At 64.6% G+C, this 18949-nt stretch carries 13 protein-coding genes and 1 pseudogene; 7 read left to right on the top strand and 7 right to left on the bottom strand.

All coding sequences use genetic code 11. The annotated features are described in order from the left end of the window. A complete protein-coding gene (locus P8192_RS02060; protein WP_278158078.1) occupies positions 1-1026 on the top strand; it encodes a bile acid:sodium symporter family protein in 1026 nt (341 codons plus the stop codon). Here the strand turns inward: P8192_RS02060 and P8192_RS02055 are convergent. Together P8192_RS02055 and P8192_RS02050 are read right to left on the bottom strand one after the other, a co-directional pair. Next, the gene (locus P8192_RS02055) at positions 1023-1703 is read right to left on the bottom strand and encodes a hypothetical protein (RefSeq protein WP_278158076.1); all 681 of its coding nucleotides are present in this window, start codon (positions 1701-1703) and stop codon (positions 1023-1025) included. The genes P8192_RS02060 and P8192_RS02055 overlap by 4 nt on opposite strands. A 162-nt stretch (positions 1704-1865) precedes the next feature. Then, positions 1866-3401 (bottom strand): SLC13 family permease, encoded by a 1536-nt coding sequence (locus tag P8192_RS02050; protein WP_278158074.1) that lies wholly within the window; start codon positions 3399-3401, stop codon positions 1866-1868. A gap of 164 nt (positions 3402-3565) precedes the next feature. Here P8192_RS02050 and P8192_RS02045 point away from each other — a divergent pair, with 164 nt between their 5' ends. Further along, the gene (locus P8192_RS02045; protein ID WP_278158072.1) at positions 3566-4891 is read left to right on the top strand and encodes an O-acetylhomoserine aminocarboxypropyltransferase/cysteine synthase family protein; all 1326 of its coding nucleotides are present in this window, start codon (positions 3566-3568) and stop codon (positions 4889-4891) included. Continuing rightward, positions 4888-5403, top strand: coding sequence for a CoA-binding protein (locus P8192_RS02040; RefSeq protein ID WP_270106394.1), 516 nt, complete (start codon positions 4888-4890; stop codon positions 5401-5403). The genes P8192_RS02045 and P8192_RS02040 overlap by 4 nt, the downstream gene beginning before the upstream one ends. 391 nt (positions 5404-5794) lie before the next feature. On the opposite strand, the gene P8192_RS02035 is transcribed toward P8192_RS02040, so the two are convergent. Beyond that, complete coding sequence (locus tag P8192_RS02035; RefSeq protein WP_278158071.1) at positions 5795-5956, bottom strand: hypothetical protein; 162 nt, start codon at positions 5954-5956, stop codon at positions 5795-5797. A 425-nt stretch (positions 5957-6381) separates the two neighbouring features. After that, positions 6382-8382, bottom strand: coding sequence for a tannase/feruloyl esterase family alpha/beta hydrolase (locus tag P8192_RS02030; RefSeq protein ID WP_278158069.1), 2001 nt, complete (start codon positions 8380-8382; stop codon positions 6382-6384). A gap of 494 nt (positions 8383-8876) precedes the next feature. Between P8192_RS02030 and P8192_RS02025 the strand changes: the two genes are divergently transcribed. Next, positions 8877-10361: a phytoene desaturase family protein gene (locus P8192_RS02025; RefSeq protein WP_278158067.1), complete on the top strand. Its 1485-nt coding sequence runs from the start codon at positions 8877-8879 to the stop codon at positions 10359-10361. Positions 10362-10491: 130 nt separating this feature from the next. Continuing rightward, a complete protein-coding gene (locus P8192_RS02020) occupies positions 10492-11883 on the top strand; it encodes a short-chain fatty acid transporter (protein ID WP_431521129.1) in 1392 nt (463 codons plus the stop codon). On the opposite strand, the gene P8192_RS02015 is transcribed toward P8192_RS02020, so the two are convergent. After that, on the bottom strand, positions 11884-12681 hold the full coding sequence (locus P8192_RS02015) for a carbon-nitrogen hydrolase family protein (protein ID WP_270106399.1): 798 nt from the start codon (positions 12679-12681) through the stop codon (positions 11884-11886). It lies immediately after the preceding gene. A gap of 147 nt (positions 12682-12828) precedes the next feature. On the opposite strand from P8192_RS02015, the gene P8192_RS02010 reads away from it, so the two are divergent. After that, a complete protein-coding gene (locus P8192_RS02010; protein ID WP_278158065.1) occupies positions 12829-14535 on the top strand; it encodes a hypothetical protein in 1707 nt (568 codons plus the stop codon). Between the two features lie 574 nt (positions 14536-15109). Then, on the top strand, positions 15110-16450 hold the full coding sequence (locus P8192_RS02005; protein ID WP_278158064.1) for an MFS transporter: 1341 nt from the start codon (positions 15110-15112) through the stop codon (positions 16448-16450). Positions 16451-16465: 15 nt separating this feature from the next. On the opposite strand, the pseudogene P8192_RS02000 reads toward P8192_RS02005, so the two are convergent. Then, a pseudogene (locus P8192_RS02000) lies at positions 16466-17242 on the bottom strand (cyclase family protein). Positions 17243-17288: 46 nt separating this feature from the next. Further along, the gene (locus P8192_RS01995; RefSeq protein WP_278158062.1) at positions 17289-18929 is read right to left on the bottom strand and encodes a thiamine pyrophosphate-binding protein; all 1641 of its coding nucleotides are present in this window, start codon (positions 18927-18929) and stop codon (positions 17289-17291) included. Positions 18930-18949 lie beyond the last annotated feature (20 nt).

Below are 18949 nucleotides of genomic sequence, written 5' to 3'. Positions count from 1 at the left end.
ATGACGCACCCGGTTCCACCCAGCACCGATACCGGCGCCCCGGCCCCACCGGCATCGCGCGACGGCGAAGACCGTTCCGCACGCATTGCGGTCACCCTGTTCCCGGCGATCATCATCGTCGCGTTCCTCATCGGTTTCCTCTTCCCGGCCCAGACCGCGCCGCTGGCCCAGTACACCTCGGTGGCACTGGGGATCATCATGTTCGCCATGGGGATCACCCTGACCCTGCCCGATTTCGCCCTGGTGGCCAAGCGACCGCTGCCCGTGCTGCTCGGCGTGGTGGCCCAGTACGTGATCATGCCCAGCATCGCGGTGGCCCTGGTCTTCGTGTTCCAGCTGCCGGCCGAGCTGGCCATCGGTGTCATTCTGGTGGGCTGCGCCCCGGGCGGCACGTCGTCGAACGTCATCACCTATCTCGCCAAGGGCGACGTGGCGCTGTCGGTGACCATGACCTCGGTCTCGACGCTGCTGGCCCCAATCTTCACCCCGCTGCTGACCCTGTGGCTGGCCGGAACGCTGCTGCCGGTGGACGCCGGGGCGATGGCGATGTCCATCGTGCAGATGGTGCTCATCCCGATCGTGGCGGGACTGCTGGTGCGCTGGCTGCTGCGCTCCTGGGTTGCCCGGGTGCTGCCAGCGCTACCGTGGGTGTCCGTGCTGGGCATTTCCTACGTGGTGGTGGCTGTCGTCTCCGGCTCGGCGGACAGCATCGTGGAAGCCGGGCTGCTGGTGCTGCTCGTCGTGGTGCTGCACAACGCTTTCGGCTACATGCTCGGCTACGTCGCGGCCCGGCTGTTCCGCTACCCGGAGCGGGTGGCACGCACGACGGCGGTGGAGGTCGGCATGCAGAACTCCGGTCTCGCCGCCACGCTGGCCGCCGCACACTTCAGCCCGGTGGCGGCCCTACCGGCCGCGGTGTTCAGCGTGTGGCACAACATCTCCGGCGGTTTATTGGCGCTGTTCTTCCGCGCCCGCTCCGCCCGCCAGGAAAAGGCGGCAGCGCAGCAGCCCACCGTGCAGAGCTAACGCGGGCTGTTCCGCAGTTCCGTGGTCACTTTCTGAATGCTCACGAACCATTTTTCAACGTCCGGATCGATTTCTCTGAGTACCGTTCGCATGTTCTCGAACTGTTTGCGAACATTGCCCTTGTTAAGAAGCGGTTCAAGATGCGCGACTCGGTTCCGGAGTCTATAGATACCGTCAATGGACTTCACGAGTTCAGCGGGGCTCCGCTCCAAGTACGGAAACGCGTCTTTGGTTGCTTCTTCCCAAAGCAGCTTGCGCCCGGCGTCTTTGTCAGGCAAGAGAAAGCGCCATGTTCCGAACGACAACTGCGCCAGTAAGTCAGCATGAGCTACAGGGCGCTTTTGCTGGCGAACAGCTTGTTCAGCGCGCCTCCGGGAAACATCAAGTTCTTTCGCGCGAACGAGTCTTGTCAATAGTGGGGCCGGGTCAAGAAGCCATTCGGAACGTAATGGTGATCCAGTTCGAGAATTGATTTGAGTGGCGTTCCAACGGCATAACTGCTCATCGATAGCGTTGCGGAGCACAACCTCCACAACGTGCAACGCCTGATACACCGCACCAGATAATTCAATGTTCCACTGGTAGAGGCGGATTGCGTTCTTACGGTGGCCCTTCTCAGCAGCCAGATAAGGCGTGAGTCGCATTGCGGTGAGGTGTGGTTCAAGAGTGTCGTACAACAGCCGTCTCCGCTCAATCGACCTGCTCGCAGATTCCGCGTATACTTGAGGGTGAAAGCAGGGGCAGGTCTCCCTGTTAGATTTTTACCAGAGGTCCGGCGGTTTTCACCGACCGGGCCTCTGGCATATCCACGACCCCTCGACGTCCCGACGAAGAATCAGCTAGCCCAGCACCAACGGCAATCCCCACAGGGCCAACAGGGTCACCAGCACGAACCCCACCGCGTTCATCCAGAGCCCGGTGCGCACCATGTCACGGATCTCCATCGACCCGGTCGCGAAGACGATCGCGTTCGGCGCCGAGGCCACCGGGAGCATGAACGCGCACTGGCAGGCCTGGGTGACCATGATCGCGAAGATCACCGGGTCGTGGCCCAATCCCGCCGCCACACCAGAGACCAGCGGCACGAAGGTGGCGATGGTGGCCATCGATGAGGTGAACTCGGTGAAGATCAGCACCAGAATCACCACGATCGGGGCCAGCACCCACACGGGCATCCCGCCGAGCACGCCGAGGGATTCCCCGATCCAATCGGCCAGCCCGGAGCCGGTGACCTGAGCCGAGAGCGCCAGACCGCCGCCGAAGAGGATCAGCACTCCCCAAGGGGTGCGCAGCCCGGTGTCCCAGTTCATCAGCATCACTCCGCGCCGGGGCGACGCGGGGATGAGGAACGTCGTCATCCCGCCCATCATCGCGATCACCGCGTCGGTGGCCCACGGCTCCTCGAACAGCACCGGCACCAGGATCCAGGCCAGAGCCGTCATCGCGAAGACCACGCTGATCCCCACCTCGCCGGCGCTCATCCGGCCCAGCTTCGCCAGCTCGCGGGCGAAGAGTTCGCGCCCGCCGGGCAGATCGTCCACCTCCGGCCGCCACAGCCACTTCGCGATGACCAGCCAGCCGAGGAACAGGAACACCACCAGCAGCGGCATCCCGAACAGCATCCACTGCAGGAAGGTGACCTCGTAGCCCAGCGTGTCGCGAATATACCCGACGACGAAGATGTTGCCCGGAGAAGCGATGATCGTGCCGAAGGCGCTGAAGGTGGCCGAATAGGCAATCGCCAGCATCAATCCGATGCCGAACCTGGAGTGCTTGCGCTGATCCGCCGCGGCGTTGTCGGCGGTGCCGTCGGTGTCTGCTCCCCTGCCCCGCCGCGCTTCCTGCTCCACGAGTGCCACGAGCGAGGTGCCCAGCGGCACCATCATCAGCGCGGTGGCGGTATTGGACACCCACATGCCCAGCACGGCGGTGGCGATCATCAGCCCGGCGATCATCCGAGTGGGCCGGGTGCCCACCGCCAGCACGATCAGCAACGCGATGCGCCGGTGCAGGTTCCAGCGCTGAATCCCCAGCGCCAACAGGAATCCGCCCAGGAACAGGAAGATGATCTGGTTCGCATAGGAGCCAGCCACCTCTTCCATCGCGGACACCCCGAACATCGGAAACGCCACCAGCGGCACCAGGGCGGTCACCGGCAGCGGCACCGCTTCGGTCACCCACCAGGTGCCCATCAGCACGACGACGCTGGCGGTCACACGCGCGTCGAGCTCCAGGGATTCCGGCAGGGCCAGCCCGCTGAGCACCGCCAAGGCCAGGCCTAGGGCCAGCCCGGTGAAGCGCACGGTGCGCGCCCGCTGTCCGGGGCCGGCGTCGAGCTGGCCCTCCGAAAGATCGTGCAGGTCAGTGGCCCTCATGGGTGTCCCCTTCGGTCTGGATGCGCGAAAACCCTTCGAGCCTACCCAGGTCGGTACCCGAACGCTCACCCGTGTCCTCCGGGCGACTCCTGCCGTCATGTTCGAGTGCGGGAATGGCCGACGTCGTGAACAATGGGAGGAGATCACCCCACGGAAGGATCCACATGGCAGAGCACCAGTTCGGTTTCCGCACGCGAGCACTCCACGCCGGGGCCGTCCCCGACGCCGTCCACGGTTCGCGCGCCGTCCCGGTTCACCAGACCACCTCCTACGTTTTTGAGTCGGCCGACGACGCCGCCAACCTGTTCGCCCTGCAGAAGTACGGCAACATCTACTCCCGCATCGGCAACCCGACAGTGGCAGCCTTCGAGGAGCGCATGGCGTCTCTGGAGGGCGGGATCGGCGCGGTCGCCACCGCTTCCGGCATGGCCGCCGAATTCGTCACCTTCGCCGCCCTCGCCGGCGCCGGGGACCACATCGTGGCCTCCTCCCAGCTGTACGGCGGTACCGTCACGCAGCTGGATGTCTCCCTGCGCCGCTTCGGCATCGAGACCACCTTCGTCAACTCCACCGAAGCCGCTGACTTCGAAGCAGCCATTCAGGAGAACACCAAGGCGGTGTACACCGAGATCGTGTCCAACCCCAAAGGCGACATCGTGGACCTGCGCGGGCTGGCTGACGTCGCGCACGCCGCCGGAGTGCCGCTGATCGTGGACTCCACCCTGACCCCGCCGTACCTGATCCGCCCCTTCGAGCACGGCGCAGACATCATCATCCATTCCGCCACCAAGTTCCTGGGCGGCCACGGCACCACCCTGGGCGGCGTCGTCGTCGAGTCGGGCCTGTTCCCCTGGGACAACGGCAAGTTCCCGGCCATGACGGAACCGGTGCCCTCCTACGGTGGCGTGTCCTGGTGGGGCAACTTCGGCGAGTACGGCTTCCTCACCAAGCTGCGCTCCGAGCAGCTGCGCGACTTCGGCCCGTCGCTGGCACCGCAGTCGGCGTTCCAGCTGATGATCGGCATCGAGACCCTCGCCCAGCGCATGGACGCCCACCTGGCCAACGCCCAGCGTGTTGCCGAATGGCTCGAGGCCGACGAGCGCGTGGCCTACGTCAACTACGCCGGGCTGCCCTCCAGCCCGTTCCACGAGCGCGGCAAAGAACTGCTGCCGCTGGGCGTGGGCTCCGTGTTCAGCTTCGGGGTGAAGGGCGGCCGCGCTGCCGGCGAAGAGTTCATCGCGAACCTGCAGCTGGCTAGCCACCTGGCCAACATCGGCGATGCCAAGACCCTGGTGCTGCACCCGGGATCCACCACACACCAGCAGCTCACCGCAGAACAGCTCGAGCAGGCCGGCATCCCCGAGGACATGATCCGCATTTCGGTGGGCATCGAGGACGTCGAGGACATCCTGTGGGATCTCGACCAGGCCCTCACCGCTGCCGTGAACGCCGACGCTTCCACCCACGACGACGAGGAGGTCTCCGCATGAGCACCGCGATTCCCGACCGCACCTGGACCGGCCCGTCCGCCCCGCAACGACTGGACATCCTGCGCCGCACGAAGTCCATCGCCATCGTGGGCGCCTCGGACAAGCCGGCCCGCGCCTCGTACTTCGTAGCTACCTACCTGCTGAGTTCCACCACCTACGACGTGTACTTCATCAATCCGATTCTGGCCGAGAAGGGCGGAACGATCCTGGGCCACCAGGTGTACCCCTCACTGGCGGATCTGCCGGTCGTGCCAGACCTGGTGGAGGTGTTCCGCAAAGCCGAAGACACCCCCGGCATCGTGGAAGAATCCCACGCCGTCGGTGCCAAGACCGTGTGGCTGCAGCTGGGCATCTGGAACGAGGACGCCGCCCATCTGGCCGAGAGCTACGACATGGACATCGTGATGGACCGCTGCGTGAAGATCGAGCACGCTCGGTTCCACGGTGGTCTCAACCTCGCCGGATTCAACACCGGCGTCATCTCCTCAAAGCGCCAGCAGCTGGACCGCTGACCGAACCACGTGAGGACAAGAACGGAGCCCCGGTGGTCGATCGACCACCGGGGCTCCGTCTATTCATCACTCACACCTTGAAGAGGTAGTACCTACTCTAAGAATCGAACCTGGGACGGGGCTTGGGTTCGGCTGTTCACTGCCTGCCAATGTCCGGCGATGGCCGATTCGTCAGTCCGGTATGGTCCTGCGTCCGGGTTCACGCATGAGCAGAGCCCCGAGGTCTATGGACCGTCGGGGCTCTGCCTGTTCATCACTCACACCTTGAAGAGGTAGTTACCACTCTAAAGATCGATGCTGAGCACCACCATTGGTTCACCTGGAGAACGAGGGTGAGATTCCTGAGAGAAGCGTGGGAACGATGAACGGTGGGCGTCTGCAGGGCAGACAATCACGCCGCAAAACCCGCCAGCAGTCCGGTCTGCACGTGGCAGTTTCGGTAGCGGAAGATCGCCTGCCCGCGCTCGATCACGAACACCCCGTGGGTGAGCTTAAGGTGCCCGCCGCCGTGCTCCAAAAATTCGCCACTCAGCCCGGTGGCCGCTTCCGCCACGCCCTGAATGTGTTCGGATGAGTATAGGGTCTTCGCCCGATCCACGGTGGGCCAGAGCTACTCCGCAAAGATTCCGAGCTGGTCGCTGACATTTCCCTCGGCTAACCAGAGATTGGCCAGGTGTTCGGCGGCGTCGAAGGAGTGGACTGAATCAGTGACGTAGCAAACAACGATGCGGTTGAGTAGCCCGGCAGCACCGATATATTCCGCTTGATCACGAAACTCGATCTCGGGGTGCGCACCCGGCGGGGAGCAACGGGCCCAGACATGACTGCGGGTCGTTGATGATTTCTCATCAACGACCCGCAGTACTCACTCACTCACACCTTGGAAGAGGCAACTCCAGTCTAAAAACACCAAGGTGTGCACAGGCTGATGTAGGGCTGGGACGGACGTCAGAAAATCTGGCGAGTCCCCTGGACGCCTCAGCCGGCATGGTGCCCGTGGCGGCGCCTCCGCAGGATCAGGATCGCCGCACCGACCACCAGCAGCAGGACCGCGAGCGCCGTCATCATCAGTGCGCCGCTGGATCCGGTGGCAGCCAGATCGCCGCGGTCCGAAGCGGACACGTCATCAGCGCCGGGGTCCGTGGCGGAGGGCTCCCCTGGATCACTCGGCGCCGTCGAAGGGGCCTCGGTCGGTGTCGGCGTCGCCGTCGGATCGTCCGTGGGATCCGACGAGGCCGAATCCGTCGGGTCGGTCGATTCGGCTGAATCAGTCGGGCTAGGCTCAGCTGTCGCGGTTGGGCTCGGTTCCGGATCGACCGGCGCCTCGGCTGCACAGGCGAAGCTGTCCGCAGACTCCACGTCACCGTCAACGTAGTACGCCACGTCGGGGTAAGCACACAGCGGGCGGCTGCGCTCGGTGGACCACTCGGCTGGCAGCGAGGCGTTCTCCGGGTTGACCCAGGCCGCCAGCTGCTCCGGACGGTTTTCTTCCTCAACCCAGGAGATCAGGGCGGCCAGCGAGTTGTGCTGATCGGTGGAGGGTCCGCCGCGGACATGGGCCATGCCGGGGATTTCAAAGTAGCGGATCGACTCTGCCGCAGCACCCTCGAGTTGGGCGTACCAGTCAGCGGTGTCCTGCATGGAGAACACTCCGTCGGAGGCGCCGTGCATGACGATCATTTTGCCGCCCTGCTCTGCCAGATCCTGGTAGGTGAGATCCGGCGGCGTCATGAACTCCATGGAGCTCTCCTGGTAGACCTCGCTGGAGGCGTAGAGGGAGCTATCGGCCTCATCGATATCGACACTGAACACGAAGTCGCGCAGCTGGGGCAACTCTGGGGCGTAGGGCGGCGAGGAGAAGATGTAGCCCAGCGCAGCGGAGTCACGGGTGATCGGTGCGTTGAACTTCCAGTCGGCCCAGTTCGCATCGGCCAGCCCCGGATCGTACGGGAAAGAAGAGTAGATCGGGTCACCGGTGGAGGTGGTGGCACCGGCGAAGACCGTGGTGACGACGGCCTTCTGCTCGTCGGTCAGGCAGGTGCCGTCGCGATCGGCTTCACAGGTGGGCACGTGCTCGCTGACCGAGAAGGTGTCCTGGCAGTCTGATTGCGCCTGGACCATGCCGTCGGCGAGCCCGTCGAGGTCGTCACATTGTTCCAAGATAGCCCCGGCGAGCAGCTCGCGCTCTTCCGTGGTGAGCGCGGTGGACAGGTCGGCCTCGTCGGTGGCCACGGTGATCCACTGTTGCGCACCCCAGATCTGGGCGGTAGCCGCTTGGGGCAGATTGAACCCGGGGGCGATGGCGAGGAAGCCGTCGTAGTCCTCGGCATAGCGGGAGGCGGCGACCATGGCGTGTCGACCGCCGTTGGACCCGCCGCCGAAGTACGAATAGGCGGGAGCTTCACCGTAGGCGTCTTCGATCAGCTGCCGGGCCATCGGGGTCAGGGTACCGACGGCCTGGTAGCCGTAGTCGAGGCGTGCCTGCGGATCCAGCCCGAAGGTCGGATTCTGCGCGCCGCTGTGTCCGGCGTCGGAGCTGATCACGGCCATGCCGAGCTGCAGGGCGCTCTCGCTTCCGCCGACGGCGCCCAGTGCAGGGGTGACCGCACCGTCGAGACCGCCGTTGGCCTGGTAGAAGTACCGGCCGTCCCAGTCGTGGGGCAGTCGCATCTCGAAGCCGATGGCGTAGGTTTCACCGTCGACGTCGCTGACGCGCTCGTTCATCCGTCCGGTCACCAGACAGTGCGCATTAACCGGGGAGCCACGGTGCGAGAGCTCGCCCGCGGCCACCGCCTCCACCGCTTCGATGGTGGTGTTCTCGAATTCGAACTCGACCAGAGCTGCGCAATCCAGGTCGGAGGTGGGAGCGTTGTCGGTGGGGGTGGCGCCGGCGGGAGACAAAGCTGCGGCGGAAATGATGCCCGTCAGGCCCGCGGCGAGGAGCCGACGGAGGCGTCGAGGGCGTGCAGAGAATGGCATGGCGAATCTTCCTTCTACAGGAGCAAACGAGTGCTACCACGCCCAGGGGCCTTGTGAGCCACATCACAAGCGGGTAACGGTCGCCATGTTACTCAGGGCTCTTGATTCGGCCAATAATTTGCAGTGACAACGATCGGCAGAGAAGATGCCTTGACGCGAGCCGAAACTTAAAGGAATAGGGCCCCGGTCTCGACTGCGTGAGGGGAACGCATATTGTCGAGGCCGGGGCCCTGTCATCACTCGCACCTTGATGAGGTACTTACAGCCTAAGGGCCCGGGAAGCCAAGCACCAGGGGTTAACCTGAAAGAACCCTGTGAATTCTGCTTAGGTCACCCTAAGCGCTATTTAGCAAATTCACGTTTCCTTAATAACCTGTGCCTAAACAAGGCTCTGACCTGGAGCGATGCCGTGGCGTCGAGAGATGGCCTTCCGCCCTTGAGTCGCACCGTGCGCTCTCACCCTCCCCTCACGTCCAGCGGATAGAGTCGTAAACGTGAACACTCTTGCGCGCAGCCCCGGACATGTTTCCGTGGTGGGATCCGGCCCGAACGGACTCACCGCCGGCGCCCTGTTGGCGCGCGCAGGATGGGACGTGCAGATCTTTGAGCAGTCCCCCCACCCCGGTGGCGCAGCGGCGTCGACGACGTCGATCTTTGGCGACGGCGTGGTGGTGGACCAGGGTGCAGCCGGGCATCCCTTCGGCGTCGCGAGTCCCGCATTCCGTGAACTGGAGCTGACGAATCACGGCCTGGAATGGTTGCACCCCGAGTTCCCGATGGCACACCCGCTACCGGATACACCCGCCGCACTGCTGAGGCAGAACCTCAACGCGACGGCGTCGGGGCTGGGCGAGGACAAGACTGCGTGGACGCGGCTGCACCGCGGACTGACCGAGCACATCGGCGATCACGTGGAGAATCTACTGGCGCCGATGCTGGGTTGGCCGGCACATCCGCTACGGTTGGCCGGGTTCGGCCCGCTGGCGCTGCCGCCGGCGACGGTGACCGCTTCGATGTTCCGAACCCCGGCAGCCAAGGCGCTCTTCATGGGTTCCGCGGCGCACGCGATTGCACCCCTGCAGCATCCGTTCACCAGCGCGTTCGGCGCCCTGTTCGGCGCACTGGGGATGACCTCGGGCTGGCCGGTGGCCCGCGGCGGCACCGGCGCGGTGGTGGATGCGTTGGTGCGAGTACTCGAGACGCACGGCGCCCGACTGCACCTGAATACCCCGGTGTCGGATCTACGCGAGCTACCACCGGCGGACGCCGTCGTGCTGAACCTGACCCCGGGGCAGGTCATGCAATTAGGCGGCCTCCCCGATCGCGGGCTCAGCCGCGGCACCCGCCGTCGTCTCTCCAGCTGGCGCTACGGCACCGCCGCCTACAAGCTCGACTTACTGCTGGACGGGCCGTTGCCGTGGCGGGATGAGCGTGTGGCCGGAGCCGGCACCGTGCATGTGGTGGGCAGCCCGGAGGACCTGGTGGCCGCAGAGCGCGAAGCCGCACGCGGCCGGTTGGCGCGCCGCCCCTTCGTGATGGTGTGCCAACAGCAGGGCGCCGATCCGACGCGGATGCCGTCCGGCGCCCGGGCCGGCCAGACTGTTGTGTGGACTTACGCCCACGTGCCCCACGGTTACCGCGAGCAACGCCCGGGTGAAGTGGCCGAGCTGATTCTCGACCAGCTCGAGCGTTTCGCCCCCGGCACCCGCGACCGCATTGTGGCCCGGCATGAGGTGAGCCCGGCCCAGCTCGAGGCGTGGAACCCAAACCTGGTGGGCGGGGATATTGCTGGAGGGTCCATGACGGGACTCCAAGCCCTGCTACGCCCGGGACTGACCGCGGAACCGCACCGGCTCGGCGAGATACCGGGCGGGCCGCGACTCTACCTCGCTTCGTCGTCCACTCCTCCGGGTGCCGGCGTCCACGGGATGCCCGGACTGTGGGCCTCCCGTGCGGTGCTGGCCGATCACACCAACTAACTCAGTCGATACACGCGGCCCCTGGGGCGATAACCTGGTCAATGCCCGATCACTGTGATTCCATGAGGTGCATCACACACACCATCGGACGGCACACCACGCCGTCCGCCGCACCGCAGGAGGATCCCCCATGCCCACCGCTGAGACGGGCCCCAGCACCACGACCACCCGTAAAGAGGGCACCGTCATTTCGCGGGCCATGCGCCCCATCAATCACGTCGTCGAGCGCTTCATCCCCTCGGCGCTGGTGTTCTCCATCCTGCTGACCTTCATCGTCGCGATTCTGGCGCTGATCCTCACCGATACGGCACCCGGAGACCTGGTGGTGTATTGGGGCGACGGCCTGGCCGGACTGCTGGATTTCATTACCCAGATGGCGCTGATCTTGTTGCTGGGCCACATTCTGGCCAACACCGGACCGGTGCGCCGAGGACTGGCGTTTTTGGGTAGCGTTCCACGCACCGAGCTGACCGCTTATGTGTTCGTGTTCTTCGTGGCGGCCGTCGCCAGCCTCATCACCTGGGGACTGGGTCTGGTGGTTGGCGGATTGCTGGCACGTGAAGTCGCCTACCAGGGCCGCGAGCGCGGGCTGCAGCTGCACTTCCCCATGCTGGTGGCCGCCGGGTTCGCCGGGTTCGTTGTCTGGCACATGGGTTACTCCGCTTCGGGCCCGTTGACGGCGGCGACCGAGGGCTCGTTCCTGCAGGAGTCGCTGGGCGGAACCCCACTGCCGATCACCGAGACGGTGTTTTCGCTGTGGAACATCATCGCCGCCGTGGTGACCGTGCTGGTGGTGGGCCTAGCGCTGTATCTGGTGGCCCCACGCAAGGGCGACAAGATCAATCAGCTCTCCGTGGATGCCCGCGAAGCCATTGAAGACGGGCAGGAAGAAGTGGTCACCCCGGCCGACCGCCTGGACGCTAGCCGCATCGTGACCCTGCTGCTGGGGCTGATGCTGGTGGCCTACCTGGCACTGCATTTCGCTGGCGGCGGCACCCTCACCCTGAACACCGTGAACTGGTCGTTCCTGGCGCTGATTCTGCTGCTGGTGCGCAACCCCTTCGAGCTGATCCACCTGACGAAGAACGCGGCGTCGAATGTGGGCGAAATTCTGTTGCAGTTCCCGCTGTACGCGGGGATCCTGGGACTGATGGTCGGCTCCGGATTGGTACAGATCTTCTCGGATATGTTCGTGCAGATCTCGACGCCGACCACGTTCGGTGTGCTCGCATTCCTCTCCGCCGGGCTGGTGAACTTCTTCGTGCCCTCCGGTGGGGGCCAGTTCGCCGTACAGGGGCCGATCATGCTCTCTGCGGGCGCCGAGCTGGGCGTGGATCCGGCCATCACCGTGATGGCGGTGTCTTACGGCGACCAGTGGACGAACATGATCCAGCCGTTCTGGGCCATCCCGTTGCTGGCGATCGCCGGACTGAAGATGCGCGACATCCTGGGCTACACCACCATCGTGCTGATCGCCTCCGGGGTGGTGTTCGGGGCCACGCTATTCATCGTGTCCCTGTAATCAGGAGCGCAGGTCCTCGACGTCGGTGCGGCGGTTCTCCAGCAATGGCAGGAATTCCCGCACCTCGTCGAGGCGCTCCCGGTCCACCTCGGCGGTGGCGATGGCCTCGGTCTCCTCATCAAGGGTGGCCACGGGCAGTGCCAACGGGTCAACGATGCCCGAGTACCCGATGGTGTTGTTGCTGCAGGTTCCGGCAGCCACGACCCACACGGTGTTCTCGACGGCGCGCGCCTTGAGCAGGGTCTTCCAGTGGTCGATCTTGTGGTCGCCTTTGAACCAGGCGGCCGGCACCAACAGCGCGTCAGCTCCACGCACCGCCAACGCCCTGGCCATCTCGGGGAAGCGCAGGTCGTAACAGGTCATCAGCCCGAAACGCAGCCCACCCAGCTCGACCACAGTCACCCCGGCGTCCCCGGGGGTAATTCGGTCGGATTCCTTGTGTTTGAACGCGTCGTAGAGGTGCAGCTTGCGGTAGGTGCCGGCAATTCGGCCGTCGGCGCCCAAAGCGACCAGCGTGTTAAAGGGCCGCTCGGAGTCGGAGGGCTCATAACCTCCGGCGACCAGCGCGATATCGAGCTCGGCGGCAATCTCGCCGAGCCCTGAGACGAAGAGCGACCAGCCCCCGGCCACGGCTTCCTCCAGCGGGCCATCCACGTGGCGCACCGTGAACATCGACTCTTCCGGCAGCACCAGCAGCTCGGCGTCGTCGTCCACCGCGCGCTCGGCCAGGGATCGGATCGTCGCCAAATTTTCGGCCACGACGCCGGTGGGGCTGAACTGTCCAACACTGATGCGCATGCTGCTCCTCGGATCGTCGATGTCAGTCCTACTCTATCCACCTCGACGTCCAGCACGGCACCCCTGTCGACTGCGGTCCACGTCGTCATAGAATGTCTTAAAGGTGCCGCTTCAACAGTTGAACCAGATTGCACTTATGATCTGACCATGACTCACTCTTCACCTCGTCTCCAGCACGTTCTGGGGACTGTGGCACTCGTGTGCGCGCTCGCGGTTTCCACCGTGGTTCCGGCTCAGGCAGCCGTGTCTTCTGCTCCACTGTCGGCCTCGACATCCACCCCTGTTTCCTCCACCACGGCCGAGCCCGTGACCGTCTCCGTACAGGGCAACACCGTGCTCGGTCAGACCCTCTCCGCTCGGGCTGAGGCTCCTTCCGGCAGCACGTATCAGTGGCTGCGCGACGGAGCGGCCATTTCTGGCGCCACGTCCACCTCGTACCGCCTCGTTCACGCCGACGTGTGCAAGCGGATGTCGATGCGGGTCACCCCGCCCGCCAACTCTGGCGCGGACACCACGACGAGCGCGGAAACCGAGCGCGTCGGCTACCCCGTCTCCGCCGTCGTCGCTCCGACCGTTTACGGCACCGCCACCGTGGGCAAGACCCTGACCGCCCGGACCGGCACCTGGCCTTCCGGCACCAAGCTGAGCTACCAGTGGCAGCGCAACGGCTCAAACATCGCGAAGGCGACGTCATCGTCCTACAATCTCACCGCTGCAGACCTGGGCAAGAAGGTCACCGTGCGCGTCACCGGTAGCATCGCCGGTTGTTTCACGCACCAGGTCTCCAGTGCCGCTGCCGGTTCCACGACGGTCAAGGGTGCAGCCCTGGCCGCTGCCACCCCGGCCATCATAGGCACCGCCGCGGTGGGCAAGACCCTGACCGCCCGCGTCGGTTCTTGGACCTCCGGCACCAGCTTCAGCTACCAGTGGCTGCGCAACGGCAAGCCCATCGCCAAGGCCACCAACCGCACCTACAAGGCGACCGCCAAGGATCACAACTCCTCCCTTTCGGTGAAGGTCACGGGCAAGAAGTCCGGCTACACCACCGTGTCGAAGACCTCGTCCAAGACCAAGAAGACTGCCGGCGCCAAGCTCGCCACGTCCACACCGACGATCGTGGGCACCGCCATGGTCGGCCGCACCCTCAATGCTCGGGTGGGCTCCTGGACCTCCGGTACCAGCTTCAGCTACCAGTGGCTGCGCAACGGCAAGCCCATTACCAAGGCCACCAAGCGCACCTACACCCTGACCGCAAACGACCGGGGTAAGGCCCTCTCTCTGAAGGTCACGGGCAAGAAGACCGGCTACACCACCACGGCGAAGACGTCTGCCAAGACCAAGAAAGCAGCGGCCGGAACCCTCAGCGGAGCCACCCCGCGCATCACGGGGACCACCACCGTGGGCAAAACGCTCACCGTCACCCGCGGGACCTGGACGAAGAGCACCACGCTCAGCCAGCAGTGGCTGCGCAACGGCAAGCCGATCGCCAAGGCCACGGGCACGAAGTACAAGCTGACCTCCGCTGACGCCGGAAAGCGCATCTCGGTGCGGGTCGCCGGCAAGAAGGGCGGCTACACCACCCTCACCAAGACCTCGGCGCGCACCGCTGCGGTGAAGGCGGCCCCGAAACCGAAGGCGGCCGCCAAGAAGAAGGCGACGACTTCCAGCCGGATCACCGCTTCCGGCAAGAGTTGCCCGGCGAGCCATCCGATCAAGGGCAACCGCCCGACCGATGGCACCGATTGGAAGTACCACGTCCCCTCGGGCGCGTTCTATTCACGCACCACCCCGGAGGAGTGCTTCAAGACGACGTCCGCCGCCGCGGCAGCCGGCTACCGCGCTTCGAAGCGCTAAGGCCCTTCGGTTCAGCCTGTTTCCGGAGCCGAGGACTGGTCGCCGCCATCGATCGACAAGGCGGCGGCCGCCGGCGGCCACGTGGCCCCCGTCCATCCCCACAATTTGGTCCGCGTCGACCACCGTGGAAAGGCGGTGAGCAATGGTGAGCACCGCTCCGAGGGGAGCCTGGCGCTGAATGTTTTCGGCTGGTGGCTGCAGCCTTTCGACGACGCCTCCGGAACGGAATCGACAGACACTGCATCGGAGACTGACGATCTCTACGACCCGGCAATCGACGCCGTGGTAGCCCGCGGTCACAACGACGGTTCCATCGACCCTCAGCTACCGTCGGTCTGGATCAACACCCTGCTGTGGTCGATGCTGTATTCGGTGAACGCCCTGTACCAGCATGCCCCCATGACTTTGGGAGAAGCGCGCGCATCTGCTGCGCACGATGGAAAAGTCCCTGCGCTCCGCCTGAAGGGGTGCCAAGGATTCTTCGCATTCTTGGTCAGAGGCGAGCCTCAACGGGTGGCGACATCTTCGTCTCCGGTTAATGATCAGCTCACCTTTTGCGACATACTGTCTGCTCATGACCACACCAGCGGCAACCTCTCCCCCGGCCACCAGCGAATCCAGCTGGCCAGTACCAGACCGCACCACCAACCTTGTCCTGACACTGTGCTGGGCCACCATCTTGGCCGAAGGCTATGACGTCGGCGTCTTGGGTGCGGTGATGCCCTCATTGATGGCATACGAACCGTGGGGTTTGGATCCCCTGCAGGCCGGCGCGCTGGGCTCAGCCGCCCTCTTCGGCATGATGATCGGCGCGATGCTCATCGGCAGCCTCTCCGACCGTCTCGGCCGTAAGAAGATGCTCATCACTGCGGTAGCCATCTTCACCACCACGCAGCTCGGAGCCGCACTGGCCCCCACACCCGAAATTTTCGCGCTGTTCCGCTTCCTGGGCGGGCTTGGCATGGGCGGCCTGATTCCGGTCGCCGCCGCGCTCACCATCGAATACTCGCACCCGAAGAAGCGGTCACTGAACTACGGTCTGATGTATTCCGGGTACTCACTTGGCATTCTGGTGGCGGCGCTGATCGCACTGGCCACCGTGGAGCACTTGGGCTGGCGCTGGGTGGTGGGCTTCGGGTCGATCCCCGTCCTACTCATTCCGCTGCTGCTGTGGAAGTTGCCGGAATCGTTGGAAACCCTGGTCGCCAAAGACAAGCATTCTGAAGCCGCCTCTCAGGCGAAACGACTGGGCATCGCCCCGTTCCGGGTTTCCGATTGGAGCGTGGCCACCGAGTCAGGCGAGAAAGCGAACTGGAAGAAGTCCTTCTCCGTGATGTTCTCCGGCCCCTTCGCCCTGGCAACGGTCGGTTTCTGGATCGCCCTCTTCTGCGGCTTGTTGCTGGTGTACGGACTGAACACCTGGCTGCCTAACATCATGCAATCGGCCGGCTATGAGCTGGGTTCTTCACTCACGTTCCTCGCCGTGTTCTCGCTGGCTTCAGCCATCGGTGGGGTCTTCATCGGAGGCGCCGCTGACAAGTGGGGTAAGAAAATCATCCTGGTGACGTTTTACCTTCTCGGTGCACTGGGCATCCTGATGCTGATGTTCCCGAACGGCATCGTCATTAACTACCTCTTCGTGGCCGTCGCCGGCGTCGGCACCATTGCCACCTCACTCGTGCTCACGGGCTGGGTGGCCGACTACTACCCGCCCTACGCTCGGGCTACGGCCACCGGATGGGCGCTGTCCTTCGCACGCATCGGCGCGATTGTTGGGCCGCTGTTGGGAGGCTGGATCGCCTCTCTCGAGTTGCCCTTTGAGTGGAACTTCATCGTGTTCGCCATCGTCGGCGCGATGGCCGCCCTGTTCGTCGCGATGATCCCCAAGAAGGCAAAGACGCACCAGCACGTCTGAGCTGGCCGGTCGAGGTTAGGCGTTCTCTGCCAGGGCCAGCACCCGGGTGGGGCTACCGGTGCCACCGGTGATCGGTAGGGGTGCCACCACGAGCATCGCACCGGTCGGCGGTAGCTGATCGAGGTTCTGCAGCGAGGTGATGCCGTACTTGTCGTTGCCCAAGAAGTGATAGTGCACCGGGAACGGCGGATCCAGTTCCGCACCGCGTCCGGCGTCGATACCCACGGTTTCGACACCGACGCCGGACAGCTTGGTCTCCGTGGCTAGCCACAGTGCTGCCTCGGCGGAAATTCCGGGAGTGTGAGAACCGGTCTCGTCGGCATTCAGAAAGGCTTCTTGGTCCTGAGAGTAGCGGTCCCAGCCGGTGCGCAGCAGCAGCCATCCATTCTCCGGCAGGGGTCCGTATTCGGCTTCCCAGGCTGTGACATCGTCAGTCTCGAGCAGAAAGTCGGGGTTCTCGTCCACCTGCTCGCTCACATCGATCACGACCGCGGGTCCCATCAGACGCTCGACCGGGATGGTCGAGACGTCGTGTCCTTCGCGACCCGAAATCCAATGGATCGGTGCATCAAGGTGGGTGCCGATGTGCTCACCAGTGTGGATGTTGTGGTGCTTCTAGAAGGGCCCGGGATCGTTGTAGGCGCTGACCTCGTCCAGGCTGAAGTCGATGAGATTCTCGAAGGGCTCCGGGAGCCGCAACGTCGGGGTGGAGGGTGAGAGCTTGTTGGTGAGATCGATGACGCGGATGGAGCCATCGGACAGGCCAGCCATCAAGGAATTCAGTGTGGTCATGACGTTTCCTCTAGGTGAAGGAGTAGGACGGTGTCGGTCGGTCGTGTCAGTGCCCTTTGAAGGCTTCTTTGAGCCACCAGGAGCCGCCATCACTAGCGATCTTCGCGTCAATCACGAAGGGACCCTGAGGGTTCGAAGCCACCCAGTGCTCGAGCGGTTTCAGATCATCAACGGAACGAACGGTGATAGCTTCGGCTCCGAATCCGCGCGCAATGGCGGCGATGTCGGTGTCGGGGAACGTCACCGCGCCCATGTCCTGGTCCGGCCCGAAGTGATGGACTTCTGCTGAGTAGGAAGCATCGTTGTAGACCACGGTCACCAGGGGAAGACGCAGGCGAACTGCGGTCTCAAGTTCCTGAACCGACATCAGGAAACCACCGTCTCCGGTACCGAGCACGGGCATCCGTTGCGGTTGGGCCAGGGCTGCGCCGATGGCGGTGTAAAGCCCGAGACCGATGGCTTGGAACGCTTGGGTGAAGCAGAACCCAAATTCGTCGGGGACGTCGAAATACTGGCTCGGGTAGCCCATGAAGTTGCCCGAATCGATGCTGACGATCCGCTCGGCCGGAAGCATGTTGTTCACCGCTTTGCTCAGTTCGCGGGGGTCGATGGCGGAGCCGTCCTCCCCCAGGTCCTCGGTCTGCACGTCCTTCCAGCGGGCGCCGTTGCTGATCTCTTCACGGACCGCCTCAGTGCGGTAGCGGATTCCACCGTGGTCGCGCAGACGGCTCAGCAGGGCCGCGGCGGTGGCTGCGGAACTGCCGAGCACCGGGATCTGCACGGGACGGTGCGCGCCCAGAGCTGAATCTTCAATATCGATTTGGGCGACCGTCGTATCGGCTCCGATCAGGTTCCCGTGGCGCGTGGTCCACATGTTCAGCGCCGATCCGAAAGCGACGATCAGATCCGCGCCGGTAATCAGGCTGGCCGTCACAGGCGACGAGAAGCCGCCGGAGATCCCCAGGTCGAAGTCATCCTCGTTGAACAGCCCTTTCGCCACCGCCCCGGTGGCCACCAGCGCGCCCACGTGGCGGGCCAGCTCGAGAATCTCGTTCTTTGCCGTCCGCCCACCGCGTCCGGCGATGAAGACGGGACGCTCGGCGCGGGCAATAGCGTCCGCGAGCGCGGTGAGCTGTACTTCCGAGGGAACGACTTCTGCCCGGGGTTCCACGGTGAGCTCGGGAACTTCGCCGACCGCTTCAGTGGCTTGCACATCCAGTGGCAAGTTGAGCACCACGGTGCGGCGCTCCCGCACCGCGGTGCGAAACGCTCGCAGAGTATCCGCAATGGCGGACTCGGCCGAATGGATGCGCTCCGGAGTGGCCGTCAGGGACCGGGTGTAGTCGCGCTGGTCCATCGCGAAATTCGAGTGAATCTGGTGCGCAACCGTCTCCGCGGCCAACACGATCATCGGGGTGCGCGATTTCGCCGCCTCACCGATGCCCGTGCCGGCGTTGGTCAGCCCGCATCCTTGATGGACCGACACCACCCCGACCTTACCGCTCATTCGCGAGTAGGCATCGGCCATGGTCGCCGCTCCACCTTCGTGGCGGGTGGCGGTGAAGGGCACACCGGCAGCTCGCAGGGCGTTGGTGACGGCGAAATTGCCGCTGCCCACCACACCGAAAACGTGCCCGACTCCCAACCGAGCCAGGAACGTCCCGACCTGTTCGGCCACTGTCACCATGTGCGCTCCGATCAACGATG

Origin of the sequence: Citricoccus muralis (assembly GCF_029637705.1) — a bacterium.
GTDB lineage: Bacteria > Actinomycetota > Actinomycetes > Actinomycetales > Micrococcaceae > CmP2.
This window is presented reverse-complemented; position numbering and strand designations above follow the sequence as displayed.